The organism is Microcystis sp. M53598_WE2 (assembly GCF_030067735.1).
In the GTDB taxonomy this organism is placed as follows: Bacteria; Cyanobacteriota; Cyanobacteriia; order Cyanobacteriales; family Microcystaceae; genus Microcystis; species Microcystis aeruginosa.
The window spans coordinates 1-14,609 of the sequence record NZ_JASJFE010000009.1; the positions used below are offsets into that span (position 1 = coordinate 1).

A 14,609-nucleotide genomic window follows, 5' to 3' on the forward strand; every position below is an offset into this window, starting at 1 on the left:
ATCGAGAATTTGAAAATAAAGAAGAACTGGAAAAAGTAGTCAATCAGCTTTTAAATGAAGGGGGATTGATTATTAAATGGAGTAGAAAACTTAAAAATAAGGGTAATGCTGTCAATGTAACTTAAATGCGTAAAAGCTTATCCTCTTCGGGGCGATCCAAATTGTCACAGTGAATCTCAAGGGAGCATCCTTGATGGTGGCCACGATCTTCGGTCTTCCGGAGGGGGTAGTCGCAACCATCTCCTCGATCGTCATTCTCCTGTACATCAGTTTAGGGGGACTCTGGGCATCCATGGCTACTTCTACCTTGATGTGTTTGCTGATTATGGTTCCCTCTGTCCTAGTCACCACAGCGGTCTTAGGCCAGGTGGGAGGGGCGGAGGCCGTGTGGCAGACCGTACAGAGTCAGGGCGGCGAACTTCTTTCGGTGACGCGACCGGATGCCTTCCAGAATTTCGGCTTAACCTTCGCCCTCGCACTGATTACTGCCACGATCGCCGGACAGGAATTCTGGCAGGTGGCTTGGGGGATCAAAGAACGGGAATTAGGCAAAACCTTTTTCTGGGGTGGGGGACTCTACTATGTGGTCGCCCTCTGTCTAGGGGTGGTAGGGCTGGTGGGCATCGCGCTCAAGGTGGATCTGGCCCGGGATCTTGGTGGTGATCCCGCCGCCTTGGGTCCTTTTTTGGTTTCCCATTTAGGTTTGCCCGATTGGGTGATCTACCTGTTCGTGATCATTGTGCTGTCGGCCTGCTATTCCACCTGTGACGGCACATTGGCGGCGGTTAGTTCGGTTTCTGCGGTGGATGTGATCAAGCCCCTGTTCCCCGCTATTTCCGATCGCTCCCTCTTCGCTTGGACGCGGTTTTCGATGGTCTTAGCGGCGGGAATTTCGGTGGCGGTGGTGCTATCGGGAATCGATCTGGTGACGCTGGTACTGGGGACTTCCATCATCCGCGCCGCCGTTCTCGTGCCTCTGGTACTGTCGATCGTCTGGTCGCGAATGAATGCCACGGCCTTTACCGCCGGGACGATCATCGGTCTGATTGCCGGGGTTTTCGCCCTCGCCAAGTTCGGCGAGGAGATCGGTACCTATACGGTAGTCGCAGTCAGCACGATCGTCCCAATTGTGATTGCCTTGACCAATTCCCGACGCTTCGATTACACCCAACTACGTCAGGCACAGGATCTATCCGAGATACCGGACACTTCTTCTGTCGCGCTGCGATAAGTTTTCACAGAATCACGATCATGAATAGTCTCTTGCAGATGATACCGCCCTCCTTGCGGACTTGGGCGAAGCGGCTCGGCTATTTCCTGGGCGGCACGATGCTCACGGTTTTCTATGCCGGAGCGGTTCCCGCCCAAAGTCTCCCTAGTCGTCCCCTAACTCAAAATCCCTATTCCCCGACCACCATTATCGCCGGTGTTATTGCCGCTATCATCACGATTTTCTTTCTGCGGGGAATGTATCTCGTGTTGACCTACGCTTCGGCAACCTATGGACTGGAAGAAGAGGAAGAAGAGGGGAATCTAGAAGGGGGCCAGGAAAACCATGCCTTACTCTATGGAGCCTTCGGTTGGATTATCGGTTCGGCTCTGATCATTACTTCCTACGGATTCGGCTGGAGGTTCTTGTATATCGGCCCGATCGTCTGTTTGCTCGGCCCTCTCGTTCCCATTTTCGCCATGAACCGCGATATCCAGAAATACCGGCAAGTTTTGGCCCGTAGGGCGAGATATCAGTCCTCGCGCTCTCTGTATTAAAAGCTAGGCCACTCTATCTCACAGTCTAGGAGTAGTAACCATGACCACGTTAGTAAATGTTGCAACGGAACCGACCGCCCATGTGATTCAAGACGATCAAGAAGCGATCGCTGTGGCCAAAGAACTGGCCGCAGAATTTCTCCACGAGGATTCCCTCCGCGATCGCGAACGCCGTCTACCGGTGGAGGAGGTGAAAAAATTCTCGCAAAGCGGGCTATGGGGGATCATCGTTCCCAAGGAATACGGGGGTGCGGGCGTATCCTACGCCACCCTAGCGCAAGTGATCGCCATTATTGCCGAGGCGGATTCTAGTTTGGGACAGATTCCCCAGAATCACCTCTATATGGTGGAAGCGATCCGGCTCGACGGTACGGAGGAACAGAAGCGATTTTTCTTTGACTTGGTACTGCAAGGCAAACGGTTTGGGAACGCCTTCTCGGAGATCGGCACCAAGTCAGTGACGGACGTGCAAACCAAATTAACTCGCTCGGGCGATGGCTACGTTCTCAACGGACGCAAGTATTACTCCGCCGGCGCCCTGCTGGCCGATTGGATTCCCACGATCGCCGCCGATGAGAACGGCAAGACGATCGTCGCCTTTGTGGAACGGGACGCGGAAGGCTTGACTCTGCTCGATGATTGGACGAGTTTCGGTCAACGCACCACCGCGAGCGGCACGACGATTCTCGAAAATGTCCTGGTGAAACCGGAACACGTCATCCCTCACTATCTAGCTTTTGAACGGGCGACCCCGATGGGTGCGGTGGCACAGATTATCCAAGCGGCGGTGGACGTGGGCATCGCCAAGGCCGCCCTGCGCGATACCCTGTATTTCGTCCGCAACCATACTCGTCCCTGGGTGGATAGTAACCAGGAGAAGGGTTTTGAAGATCCCCTGACTCTCTACAATCTGGGCAACGTGATCCTACAGATCCACGCGGCGGAAGCCCTACTACGGCGGGCCGGGGAATTTATCGACGCGGCCTATGAATCCGGGTTAGAGGAGGCGAAAGTAGTGGAATCGTCGATCGCCGTCGCCGAGGCCAAAGCGCTCGCCACGGAAGCCTCCCTACTGGCCACCAATAAACTCTTTGAACTGGCCGGCACGAAGTCCACCCTAGAGGAATTTAACTACGATCGCCACTGGCGCAACGCCCGCGCCCACACCCTCCACGATCCGGTGCGCTGGAAATACTATGCGATCGGCAATTACTTCCTCAACGGTGCCAACCCGCCCCGCCATCCTTGGCTATAAGTCTGCGGGGGGAAGGGGAGCGCCCTCCCTCTCCTCCTGATTTCTACCTTCGATCGGTCACACTACTGTAGAGGAAATATGAGTGTTGCCCATCCGCTCCAGAAACGGAATATCTGGAAAAATCAACCCTTTAAGGGACTCTTGTTCATCGGCATTATCGCTGTGGTCAGTCTGGTTTTTGAACTGATCTTCACGGGCCTATTCGCTCTAGATGTAAACGAAAAATTAGTTTATATCACCCTCTGTTTTGTCTGGTGGTGGCATCTGGGTTTTTCCCTAAATGGCTATCCGGGTTCTCGATTTTTTTCCCATCGCTTCGGACGGGGAACCGTTAATTTAGCGATCTTGCTGCTGTTGGTCTATCTGACTGGAGAAGCGTGGAAATTTATCTTCACCCCCGCCCGTCTCACCGATACCCCCGTAGGTTTGTGGGGACAAACCGCGATTGTTGCCGCCTGTGCCAGTCTGTTCTTTTTCGATAACACGATCGTGGCTTCCGAAGAACTCCAAGACCGACATCCCACCAGTGGATTTCTCAACATCTTTTTTGCCGTTTTTATGGTCGCTCCCGCCCTCACTTTTCTACCGCAGCTCTGGGGATTAAAACCGTTCTATATTCCTTGGTACTGGTATCCCCTCTCCACGGTATTCGGTAGTTTTTTCGAGCGCTGGCCGCTCGCTCAACTGGGCCTAACCATGCCGCGTCTGGGCTTTCGACCTACCGGGGCGGTATTATTTCTCACCCTCCTGATGGCGTTTTTTCTCCGGCTGGCGGGGATGGATTTATTCACCACGGCGACCGGCCCGACCTTCGCCGCCATCTGGACAACGGTGGGTTTGGGTTTACTCTGGCAATTCAATCTCTGGCCCTTTCAAGGACTTGCCCAACCGGCCAAGGGAATCATTACATCGGTGATTAGTTTGGTCATCTCGCTGATTCTTTACGCCGCAACGGAAGTCCTCTTCGGTCCGGCCAATATCCGACCGGGACTGTACTGGTGGTTCGATATTCTCTGGGTGCAGGTGTTTCTCATGGCCCCGGGATTGTACGACGGGATCGGACTCTGGCAAAGTCGCGCTGAGATAACCGCTGATCGCCCTGCCGAAGCCGTATCTCGTTCCTGATCCGCGAGACCGTTATTACCCATTATTACCAATCTAGGAGATTTACGATGGCGAATATTCTCTCGATCGCTGGCAATCCCACCGCTCCTTCTAAAACCTACGGATTCGTTCAATACGTCAACGAACTCCTAGAAAAAGAGGGATTTCATACCGATACGATCGCCGTGCGGGACTTCTCGCCGGAAGACCTCATCTACGGACGCTACGATAGTCCGGCCCTAGAACCGATAAAAGCTCTACTAGGACAGGCCGACGGGATTATCGTGGCCACCCCGATCTACAAGGCCGCCTACACCGGACTGCTGAAAGCTTTCTTGGATTTACTGCCGCAGGGGGCGTTCGCCAACAAAGTGGTACTGCCGATCGCCACTGGAGGCACGATCGCTCATCTACTGGCGATCGATTATGCCCTCAAGCCGGTTCTCTCGGAACTGAAGGCGCGTCACATTCTCGGCGGTATTTATGCGATCGATAAACAATTGCAATTCCAGGCCTCTGGCCAACTCCAACCCGATGAGGAGATCGGGCAAAGAACCCAAGAGGCGGTACGGGATTTCGTCGTTGCGGTGAACCTACATCGAGCGGCCACGAAGGAAAAAACCCCTACCCCCCTGCCCGTACATACATAAAAGTGTCAGCTTGTCAAGATTCCTTTGAACTATTTTTATGAGCGAGCCTACCCTATCGATTGCCTCTTCCTCTCGAATCATCACCCTGGCGCGACGGAACCCGGTCGAACCGAGGTTTACCATGGTCGATCGGGCCCTCGATGCCCTACGATCTGGGCAAGCCATCGTCGTCGTGGACGATGAAAAACGAGAGAACGAGGGGGATTTAATCTGCGCCGCCGAGTTTGCCACACCGACGATGATTAATTTCATGGCTACCCGGGCCCGGGGGTTGATCTGTCTGGCCATGACCGGCGATCGCCTAGACGAATTGCAATTACCGCCGATGGTGGAGAAAAATGGCGATCACCATCAAACCGCTTTCACCGTCAGTATCGATGCGGCGCCGCACCACGGCGTTACTACGGGGATATCGGCGAGCGATCGCTCCCGCACCATCCAAGTGGCGCTTTCCCCCACCACTACCCCCGATGATCTCAGCCGTCCGGGGCATATTTTCCCGCTCCGAGCGCGAGCGGGTGGGGTTTTCGAGCGGGCAGGACATACCGAGGCGGCGGTGGATCTGGCTCGTTTAGCTGGACTCTACCCCGCCGGAATAATCTGCGAGATCCAGAACCCCAACGGCTCGATGGCGCGTTTACCGGAGTTGATGAGCTACGCGGACGAGTACGGTCTACCGATTATCCGAATCACCGATCTGATCCGCTATCGCGAAGGGGTAGAATCCTCGGTATCGCGGGAAGCGATCGCCCGTCTGCCTACGGAATTCGGCGAATTTAATATCTACGCCTATCGCGACCTCCTCGATGGTTCGGAAGCGACGGCGATCATCAAAGGCGATCCGGACAAATTCGGAGAGCGGACGACTCTGGTCCGAATTCATTCCCAGTGTTTTACCGGGGATGTTCTCGGTTCCTCCCGTTGTGATTGTCGCCAACAACTGCATATCGCCCTGAAATCGATCGAAACCGCCGGACAAGGGGTTGTGGTCTATCTTCCACAGGAGGGACGAGGTGTCGGTCTGATCAATAAGCTCAAGGCCTACTCCCTACAGGATCTCGGCCTAGATACGGTAGATGCCAACAGGAGGCTAGGATTCGAGGCGGACGGGCGTACCTATCGGCTGGGAGCGCATATTCTCAAGGATTTGGGGGTAGCCGATATCCGTTTACTAACTAATAATCCCCAAAAAGTTCAGGGTCTCCGAGATTGGGGGATCAACATTGTCGAGCGAATCCCTCTCGTCATGCCTCCAAACTACCACAATCAACAGTATTTGCTGACAAAGCGCGAAAAACTAGGGCATCTGTTGCCGTTTAGCTAGGGTTGGCTGAATAAATCTAAAAACCTTGTTGGGTAAAACTTTTAGACCTTTTGGCCATCAAAAAGTAATGGATAGGGGAGTGATCGGGGGAAAAATTCAGGGACTTTTTCCCTGAAAATTAGGTAATTGACCCCCTCAAAATCGGTAAAACCCTACACCCCACACCCCACACCCTACACCCTGCCCCCACGAAAAACTTTTTGCCGCAAACCCTAGCTAATCACTCCCCTTTTCTAGCGTAGGGGTCGGAAAAAGAGCAATGCCTGTTGGCAAAGCGGCGGAAGTTCTGCCCGTGTTCTCAAGATAGGACTCCTATTCTCCAGGCCTTAGGATTCTGCGGTTTTACCCTGGAATTCTGCTACAGCACCGGCTTGGGATAACGAGACTTTCTCAATTGCTGCCGGAGATATGGGAATCGATCGAGCGCGGTTCCGAGGATTCGTCTGGCCAAAAAACACCGACTATCTCTATTTTTTGGATGTGAGGATTTCGATGGTTTCTGTCTCTTGTAATTCGTTATGGCGACCTTCTCTCCTACTGGGAAGCGTTTTCTTTGCCGTACCCGCGTTCGCTCAAATCGACCCTTCGGGTTTACCGCTAACCGATATGTCGAAAAACCATCCCGATCCAGCGATGGCGCAACTCACTTCTGTGTCCCAACTTGCCGATGTTCCGCCGACGGGCTGGGCGTTCGAGGCACTGCGATCGTTAGTGGAACGCTATGGCTGTATTGTCGGCTATCCCGACCGCACCTATCGGGGCGACCGCGCCTTAACCCGTTGGGAATTTGCCGCCGGTTTGAATGCTTGTTTAAACTCGATCGAGCGATCGCTGCAAGCAGGGGTTTCGATCGCCCAAGGAGATCTCGATACACTCAAGCGCCTTGCCCAGGAATTTCAGGCCGAGTTAGGGGCTTTAGGGGCGAGAGTGGATAACCTAGAAAACCAGGCTGCTTTCCTAGAAGACCATTCCTTTTCGACGACCACGAAACTACTGGGTGAGGCGATTTTCGTGGTCGCCAACGCCTTTCAAGGTGCGAGGGAGGGGAGCAATACCGTGTTTCAAGATCGCGTGCGTCTTCGGTTCGTCAGCAGTTTTACGGGCAAAGACCAGTTAAACGTAAGGTTAGATGCCGGTAATGCCCGACGATTTAATCTGGGGGATGGGACTCCGGAAGCTACTCAATCCTTTAACCTAGTTCCCTCTCTAGACAATAATGTCAATATCGGTTGGCTCGCCTATTATTTTCCCATTGGCGAGCGCATTTCCGCCTATATTGCAGCGGTCAATGGTGTCACCTACGATTTTATCCCGACGCTGAACCCCTATCTCGATAGCGGTACGGGCGGCGGAAAAGCACTAACCGTGTTTGCGTCCGCCAACCCCATTTACCAGATCGGTGGGGGTGCGGGAGGTGGCTTTAACTATCAACTGAGCGATCGCTGGATCGCCAGCTTGGGTTATCTGGCCGGGGATCATGCCGCTCCCAATCCGGGTAGTGGTCTTTTTAATGGTCAATACGCTGCGATCGCCCAAATCGCTTGGCTCGATTCTCGATCGGGTTTCGGGATCACCTACGTCCACGCCTACCAAAATCGGGGAGATTTATTTGACATCGGCAGTAGTTTTGGTATTGTCGGCACTAGGCAGGCTAATAATCCTTTTGGCACCCCATTGATCAGTGATTCCTTCGGTGCGTCGGGGTTCTTTACCATCACGCCGAACTTGGCGATTAATGGTTTCCTGGGCTATACCAACTCTAGAAATCTCCAAGGCCACGGAAATGCTGACATTTGGTACTATAGTCTAGGTTTCGCCTTTCCCGATGTGGGCAAAGATGGCAATCTGGGCGGTCTCGTGGTTGGCGTTCAGCCCTATCAAGCCAATAATCCCACGGATGCCAAGGATTTACCTATCCATGTCGAGGCTTTTTACAAATATCAAATTAATGACAATATCGCCATCACTCCTGGCTTATTTTGGCTGATCAACCCCGGTCAAAATAGTAATAATACCAGTGTTATTATCGGTACACTGAGAACCACATTTACCTTCTAGCAATCAACAAAATTTACCCCTATACCTTCCTGTTTAGGGGGATTCGATATATCTAAGGAATCTCGATCATGTCAGTATCCCCTAGTCAGTCTGCCGATTATTATCTATCTCTCGCGGTTTCTCTGGCATCGGAATTCGCCATCGATGCAGTGGAGCGAGACCATCAGGGTGGAACCCCGAAACTGGCGCGCGATCGCCTCCGCCAAAGTGGTCTTTTGACCTTATTGATTCCCCGAGAATACGGTGGTTCTGGCGAGAGTTGGATTACCTTATTTCGCATCGTTCGAGAGTTCGCCCAAGTCGATAGCTCGATCGCTCATATTTTTTCCTACCATCATCTTGGGGTGATCGTTCCCCATCTTTTCGGGACGATCGAACAGAAGGAATACTACTACAAGGAAACCATCCGACAGAATTGGTTTTGGGCGAATGCGTTAAATCCCTTGGATCGTCGGACAGCGATCGCTTCCGAGGGCGATATTTTCCGACTAGAAGGCAAGAAAAGCTTCTGTTCCGGTTCGTGGGATTCTGACATTTTACCCGTTACGGCGATCGATCAGGAGACGGGGAAAATATCGGTTCTTGTGGTTCCCACCCAGCGTGAGGGAGTAGAACTGCACGCCGATTGGGATAATATGGGTCAACGGCAAACCGATAGTGGTAGTGTTTCGTTTCATAATGTGGCGATTTACCCCCGCGAGTTTTTCGGTTCGCAAGCCTTTCCTGCGCCACCTTTCGCCACTTTCCGCGCCTGTTTAACCCAGTTGAATCTAGCCAATATCTACCTGGGGATTGCCCTGGGGGCTTTTGAGGCCGCACGACGGTACACGAGAGAGCAAACCCGTCCTTGGCTAACTGCCGGGGTCGAGCGAGCGACGGAAGCTCCCTATCTCCTCCATCGTTACGGCAGTCTGTGGGTCGATTTAGAGGCGGCCAGGGGTTTGGTTGATCGAGCAACGGAAATTCTACAGGACGCGTGGGAGGAACAATGGGAGCTCACCGCAGAAAAGCGCGGTCGCTGTGCCGTGGCGATCGCAGTGGCCAAGGTGGCGGCGACACGGGTGGGATTAGAGGTGGTGAATCAAATGTTCGAGGTCATGGGGGCGAGGGCGACATCGAGTTCCTACGGGTTTGATCGCTACTGGCGGAATCTACGAACTTTTACCCTTCATGATCCTGTGGATTACAAAATTCGCGATCTGGGCAATTGGATTGTCAATGAAAAATTCCCGGAACCGAATTTTTATTCTTAATAACGCTCTCCTAAGAAACAGAGCTAGTCATAGAGGGTGGGAGAGGCTAAGGAATTATCTCAAAGCCAAGGGAGTGGGCTTTTTTTGCTCAGGTTTTGCACGAGTTGCTCTAACTGTAGTTTCAACTAAAAAATGTACATGATCTCGAGCAACTCCGCTCTCTAGAAACTTAATTTCATAACGTTTTTCTATCTCTAAACAGACTTCTTTCAACAGGCAATCTACCTGTTCATCAAAAAGGGTTCTTGCGATATTTAGTTGGGAAAACTAGATGGTATAGCAAGACGCTCATCCCATGCTGTACGATCTATTGCTAACAAAACACACTCTAATTCTGGTATTTCCTGAACATACCTTTTCATTCACTGGTTTTGGTTGGGACGACAATCTTCTAATGGGACTTAGACAAAAAACAAATCGAGAAAAGCCTCAACTCCAATCCCCGCTTGGGATTTACTTCGAGAAGCCCAAAATCGCTGAAACCCAGATATATCAAGGAAAATCATAAATCGAGGTTAACCCTTTGTCCCGTAATGGTTTGAGCCTTTTTTGCTGACCGAAAACGCCTAAGTCCCACTAAATATTCTCGTTTTCAAGGTTTAATTGGGCAATAGCTCTATCAATTAAATCACAGCCCTCCGCCAGGGATTCGATGCGCGAAAACCGATCGCGCCAAACCGCCGCACCGGTAAAATCCTGACAATACCAAGCCAGATGTTTCCGGGCTTGCCAAATACCGCGTTGTCCCTTGTATAGCCATAGCCCCTGTAAATGCTCTTTAGCTAGGCTTAACAGGTCAATAGAGGTAGGTTTCGGCAACTTTTTGCCTGTTTTGAGGTAATAATCGATTTCCCCCACCAAATAGGGATAACCGAGAGTTCCCCGCGAACACATCACCCCATCGGCCCGGGTAAATTCCAAACAATTAATCGCCGCTTCCACAGAAACAATATCACCATTAGCAATGACAGGAATCGATAAAACCTCCTTCACCCGTTTAATCCATTGCCAATCGGCCGGCCCGTGATAACCCTGTTCCCTAGTGCGTGCGTGCAGGGTCAACATTTGCGCTCCCGCATCTTCCAAACGACGGGCAAAATCGATAATATTAATCTCCTGAGCGTTCCATCCCAAGCGAGTTTTCACCGTTACCGGCACCGATACCGCTCCCACCACTTCCCTAACAATTTGCTCGGCAATTTCTGGCTGTCGTAAAAGCGAAGAACCGCCGCCTTTTTTAGTAATTTTATTAACTGGACAACCCATGTTAATATCGATGGTCATCGCTCCTTCTTTAACCGCTTTTTCCGCCGCCACAGCCATAAAATCGGGACGGCAATCAAATAATTGCATACTAATTGGTTGTTCTTTGTCCCCGATAACCATCAATTGCGGTAACTCTTGCAGCCGGGAGATTTCTGTCGCATTGACCATCTCGGTATAGAGCATGGAATCAGGAGCAAAGCGTCTCACCAAGCACCGAAAAACTAAATCGGTGACACCGGATAAAGGTGATTGCAAGACGCGGCTATGCACTTCTAAGTTACCGATTTTGAGAGGGGATGAGTAGATAGCCATAGGACAGGTTAAAAAATCAACAGCCAACACCAGCAAACCGAACAATTAGGGGATAGTTCCGTCACTGTCCGTCACTGTTAGTATTTTGCCAACCCCTAATATATGCTTAACCGTCATCTTCTAGTCTAAAACTACCTGTATGATGATTGGAGAGGATAGAATCCTATCTCCCCTAAACGAGTAATTAAACAAAAATTTCGCTTTTTTTTATGGATAATCTGCAACTCTGGCAACGTTACCAAGATTGGTTATACTATCACCCTAACCTAGAACTTTATCTCGATGTCAGTCGGATTCCCTTCGATGAGGCTTTTCTCAAAGGTCTAGAAGCAAAATTTGAGCGCGCTTTCCAAGATATGGCAGCTTTAGAACAGGGTGCGATCGCAAATCCCGACGAACAGCGTATGGTCGGCCACTACTGGCTGCGCGCTCCTGAACTCGCTCCTAACCAGGAATTGCGGGACGAAATCACCGAACCGATAGCACAGATCAAAGAATTTGTCAAGAAAATTCACTCCGGAGCGATTAAGCCGCCCAATCGGGCAAAATTTAGCCATATTCTCTGTGTAGGCATCGGGGGGTCTGCTTTGGGTCCCCAATTCGTTGCCGAGGCTCTATCCCCCCTTAATCCCCCCTTAGAGATTGCTTTTATTGATAATACCGACCCCAAAGGTATCGATCGCACCCTAGCCCATTTACCCTTAGCTACCACCCTCGTTATCGTCACCAGTAAATCCGGCGGCACTCCCGAAGCGAGAAACGGAATGTTAGAGGTCCGCAACGCTTACGAAAAACTGGATTTAGACTTTCCGCAACACGCGGTCGCCGTCACTATGCCGGGTAGCCAACTAGACAAATACGCCCAAGATTGGCTAACTCGTTTCCCCATGCAGGATTGGGTCGGTGGTCGTACATCAGAACTATCCGCCGTCGGTCTTCTCCCGGCCGCTTTGCAGGGTATCGACATTGATGAAATGTTAGCCGGGGCCAAAGAAATGGACATGGCCACCCGCGTCCATAACCTGAAAAAAAACCCTAGCGCCCTACTTGCTCTAGCTTGGTATCATGAGGGCAAGGGCAAGGGAGAGAAAGATATGGTGATTCTGCCCTACAAAGACAGTCTCTATCTCTTTAGCCGCTATCTGCAACAATTGGTAATGGAGTCCCTCGGTAAAGAAAAAGACCTCGATGGTAATAAGGTGTACCAAGGGATCGCCGTCTATGGTAACAAAGGTTCTACGGACCAACACGCCTACGTCCAACAATTACGAGAAGGTGTTCCCAATTTCTTCGCCACTTTTATTGAAGTGTTAAAAGACCGGCAAGGAGATTCGATAGAAGTGGAAACTGGCTCCACTGCCGGCGATTTCCTCTCAGGATTACTGCAAGGTACTCGACAAGCTTTATACGAAAATAGTCGTCACTCTATCACTATCACTATCCCAGAGGTCACTCCCCGTCAGGTAGGGGCTTTAATTGCCCTCTACGAACGGGCCGTTAGTTTCTATGCTAGTTTAGTTAATATTAACGCCTACCATCAACCCGGGGTAGAAGCAGGGAAAAAAGCCGCCGCTTCTATTCTGGATTTACAAAGAAAAATCGTGCAAGTTGTTCGGGAAACGGGAACTTCTCTCGACCTAGCCACTCTAGCGGCCAAAATCGGCGCTAGTGACCAAGTTGAAGCTATCTATAAAATTGTCCGTCATCTCAACGCTAATCGGCGCAGTTTAACTATTACCGGCGATTTAAGCAAACCGGAAACGCTCCAAATCTCTACCCGCTAATCAGTTATCAGTTATCAGTTATCAGTTATCAGTTATCAGATGTAAGTTTTAAGTTAATTAGTTAGTTATCTTTATCTTTATCCCTGTTTACTGATCACTGAATGTAACCAACCATGGAAATGCTAGAAAACCTGAAAATGGCTTTTTCCGCTTTGATGGGCAATAAACTGCGTAGTGGTCTGACCATGCTAGGAATTGCTATCGGTAACGCCTCCGTCATTGCCCTAGTGGGGGTGGGTGAAGGAGCGCAAAAAGTCGCCCTCGAGCAGTTTGAAGCTCTCGGACCGAATGTTTTATTTGTTTCCACCTCCTCGCGCAATGTCCGGCGGACAATTCCTAATCCCCGGCCTCTCACCTACGAAGATGCTCAAGCGATCGCATCTCAAGTTCCCGCCATTGCCGCCATTTCTCCCGAATTGAGCGGTAAAAGAATTTTATCCTTCGGTAATAGAACCAGTAATAGCCCCCTGATTGGGGTGGGAGCCGAATACCTAAATGTGCGTAACCGTCAACTGTCTAAAGGTAGATTTATTATGGAATCTGACCTGAAACGGGATAATCGGGTGATTGTCTTGGGATCGGAATTAGCTAAAAATCTCTTTGGTAATCGCAATCCCGTCGGCGAAAATCTTCGCATCGGCAATCTTAGTTTTCAAGTCATTGGAGTTTTACAGGCGAAAGGCTCCTTATTTGAGGCTAATCAGGACGATCGAGCTTTAATTCCCCTAACTACCATGTCTAATCAGGTTTTAGGGCGCAATTCTATCTATGGCATTCCCCTGACTCATATTTCTGTCTTGGCCAAAAACTCTGCCCAAATTAAAGCCGCTCAGTTTCAGATTAGCAACCTGCTGCAAATGCGTCATCAGGTCAGCGACGAGAATTATGTGCAGGTTTTCCTCCAAACCACAGTCTTAGAAATGGCCAAAGAGACTAACGATAGTTTAACTAGAATGTTAGCCTCGATCGCCAGTATTTCCCTTTTTGTCGGGGGAATCGGTGTCATGAATATTATGCTCGTGTCAGTCACGGAAAGAACCCAAGAAATCGGGTTAAGAAAGGCTTTAGGAGCCAAAGAAGGGGATATAAAAGGTCAATTTCTCATTGAATCGGTGATTTTAGCTACCACTGGCGGAATTATCGGGATTTTTGTCGGCATTCAAGGAATGTATCTAGCGGGAATTTTTGCCGCTTTAACCACCAGTGTCTCAATCCCTGCGATAATTCTCGCTTTAGGAGTTTCTAGTGCCATCGGTCTGATTTTCGGTGTTGTTCCCGCTCATCGTGCCGCTAAATTAGATCCAATCGTTGCTTTGAGAAGATTATAGGACTTCTGACAAAAGTAAGCTCTTGAGCTGCTATCAGGTCATACCATTTTTCCTTATTCGTGGCAGGCATCATAGTCCCCTCTCCCACCCTGACAGGTGTAGGTTTATTACAAAGAGGTGAGCAGTCACACACTCATGGCGAGAAAATCAAGCTAGAGATTTAGAGGAGCATAGCGAAAGACAATGCTAAACAACAAACCCACATTCCGCACCCTAAAGTGTCACATTGAAAATTTTATCTAAATCGTCAAAACGATTGCCGGCTCTGAATTACAGGCTAATTTGTTTGCCCAGCAGATGCACAATTGGCGCTAAAAATCTGATAGCTCTGATACCAAATTATTGAGATGGACTCTCATTAAGCTGGCGAGCGCTGACTAGAGTGTGACACTTCACGATTCTTAGTAATCGCTAAAAGTCTTACTATACCTGGACTTCCCCCGTATAAACATACTAGCTATGGCTAAAAGTCTTATAGAGCCTGAGTTAAAGCCATATAATACTAATG

The 14,609-nt window shown here is 50.4% G+C and carries 10 protein-coding genes and 3 pseudogenes; 11 read left to right on the plus strand and 2 right to left on the minus strand.

The genetic code is table 11. From position 1 onward, the window contains the following. From PX636_RS00180 to PX636_RS00220, 9 genes and pseudogenes are all read left to right on the plus strand, one after another. Positions 1-125, plus strand: a pseudogene (locus PX636_RS00180) (IS630 family transposase); the annotation flags it as partial. 44 nt (positions 126-169) lie between these two features. Next, the gene (locus PX636_RS00185) at positions 170-1,231 is read left to right on the plus strand and encodes a sodium:solute symporter family transporter (RefSeq protein ID WP_288115843.1); all 1,062 of its coding nucleotides are present in this window, start codon (positions 170-172) and stop codon (positions 1,229-1,231) included. 20 nt (positions 1,232-1,251) lie between these two features. Beyond that, a complete protein-coding gene (locus tag PX636_RS00190) occupies positions 1,252-1,767 on the plus strand; it encodes a hypothetical protein (RefSeq protein WP_002798488.1) in 516 nt (171 codons plus the stop codon). A gap of 40 nt (positions 1,768-1,807) precedes the next feature. Beyond that, complete coding sequence (locus tag PX636_RS00195; RefSeq protein ID WP_288115844.1) at positions 1,808-3,022, plus strand: SfnB family sulfur acquisition oxidoreductase; 1,215 nt, start codon at positions 1,808-1,810, stop codon at positions 3,020-3,022. Between the two features lie 78 nt (positions 3,023-3,100). After that, positions 3,101-4,147: a hypothetical protein gene (locus tag PX636_RS00200; RefSeq protein ID WP_288115845.1), complete on the plus strand. Its 1,047-nt coding sequence runs from the start codon at positions 3,101-3,103 to the stop codon at positions 4,145-4,147. 47 nt (positions 4,148-4,194) lie between these two features. Then, a complete protein-coding gene (ssuE, locus tag PX636_RS00205; protein WP_012265981.1) occupies positions 4,195-4,776 on the plus strand; it encodes an NADPH-dependent FMN reductase in 582 nt (193 codons plus the stop codon). 121 nt (positions 4,777-4,897) lie between these two features. Next, positions 4,898-6,085 (plus strand): annotated as a pseudogene (locus PX636_RS00210) (bifunctional 3,4-dihydroxy-2-butanone-4-phosphate synthase/GTP cyclohydrolase II); the annotation flags it as partial. Positions 6,086-6,508: 423 nt separating this feature from the next. Beyond that, positions 6,509-8,158: an iron uptake porin gene (locus PX636_RS00215; protein ID WP_012265983.1), complete on the plus strand. Its 1,650-nt coding sequence runs from the start codon at positions 6,509-6,511 to the stop codon at positions 8,156-8,158. A 68-nt stretch (positions 8,159-8,226) separates the two neighbouring features. Further along, a complete protein-coding gene (locus PX636_RS00220; RefSeq protein WP_002798494.1) occupies positions 8,227-9,411 on the plus strand; it encodes an acyl-CoA dehydrogenase family protein in 1,185 nt (394 codons plus the stop codon). Between the two features lie 117 nt (positions 9,412-9,528). Here PX636_RS00220 and PX636_RS22805 read toward each other — a convergent pair. Continuing rightward, a pseudogene (locus tag PX636_RS22805) lies at positions 9,529-9,703 on the minus strand (IS200/IS605 family transposase); the annotation flags it as partial. 284 nt (positions 9,704-9,987) lie between these two features. Continuing rightward, complete coding sequence (dusB, locus tag PX636_RS00230; RefSeq protein ID WP_002798748.1) at positions 9,988-10,989, minus strand: tRNA dihydrouridine synthase DusB; 1,002 nt, start codon at positions 10,987-10,989, stop codon at positions 9,988-9,990. 209 nt (positions 10,990-11,198) lie between these two features. Here dusB and PX636_RS00235 point away from each other — a divergent pair, with 209 nt between their 5' ends. After that, a complete protein-coding gene (locus PX636_RS00235) occupies positions 11,199-12,773 on the plus strand; it encodes a glucose-6-phosphate isomerase (protein ID WP_002798750.1) in 1,575 nt (524 codons plus the stop codon). A gap of 113 nt (positions 12,774-12,886) precedes the next feature. Then, positions 12,887-14,101 carry an ABC transporter permease gene (locus tag PX636_RS00240; RefSeq protein ID WP_002798751.1) on the plus strand — a complete coding sequence of 405 codons (1,215 nt, stop codon included), beginning with the start codon at positions 12,887-12,889 and terminating at the stop codon, positions 14,099-14,101. The last annotated feature ends 508 nt before the right edge of the window (positions 14,102-14,609 follow it).

Coding starts and splice junctions, on each gene's coding strand:
- dusB (WP_002798748.1), bottom strand. CDS start 10,989: ATGGCTATCTACTCATCCCCTCTCAAAATCGGTAACTTAGAAGTGCAT.
- PX636_RS00240 (WP_002798751.1), top strand. CDS start 12,887: ATGGAAATGCTAGAAAACCTGAAAATGGCTTTTTCCGCTTTGATGGGC.
- PX636_RS00190 (WP_002798488.1), top strand. CDS start 1,252: ATGAATAGTCTCTTGCAGATGATACCGCCCTCCTTGCGGACTTGGGCG.
- PX636_RS00195 (WP_288115844.1), top strand. CDS start 1,808: ATGACCACGTTAGTAAATGTTGCAACGGAACCGACCGCCCATGTGATT.
- ssuE (WP_012265981.1), top strand. CDS start 4,195: ATGGCGAATATTCTCTCGATCGCTGGCAATCCCACCGCTCCTTCTAAA.
- PX636_RS00235 (WP_002798750.1), top strand. CDS start 11,199: ATGGATAATCTGCAACTCTGGCAACGTTACCAAGATTGGTTATACTAT.
- PX636_RS00220 (WP_002798494.1), top strand. CDS start 8,227: ATGTCAGTATCCCCTAGTCAGTCTGCCGATTATTATCTATCTCTCGCG.
- PX636_RS00215 (WP_012265983.1), top strand. CDS start 6,509: ATGGGAATCGATCGAGCGCGGTTCCGAGGATTCGTCTGGCCAAAAAAC.
- PX636_RS00200 (WP_288115845.1), top strand. CDS start 3,101: ATGAGTGTTGCCCATCCGCTCCAGAAACGGAATATCTGGAAAAATCAA.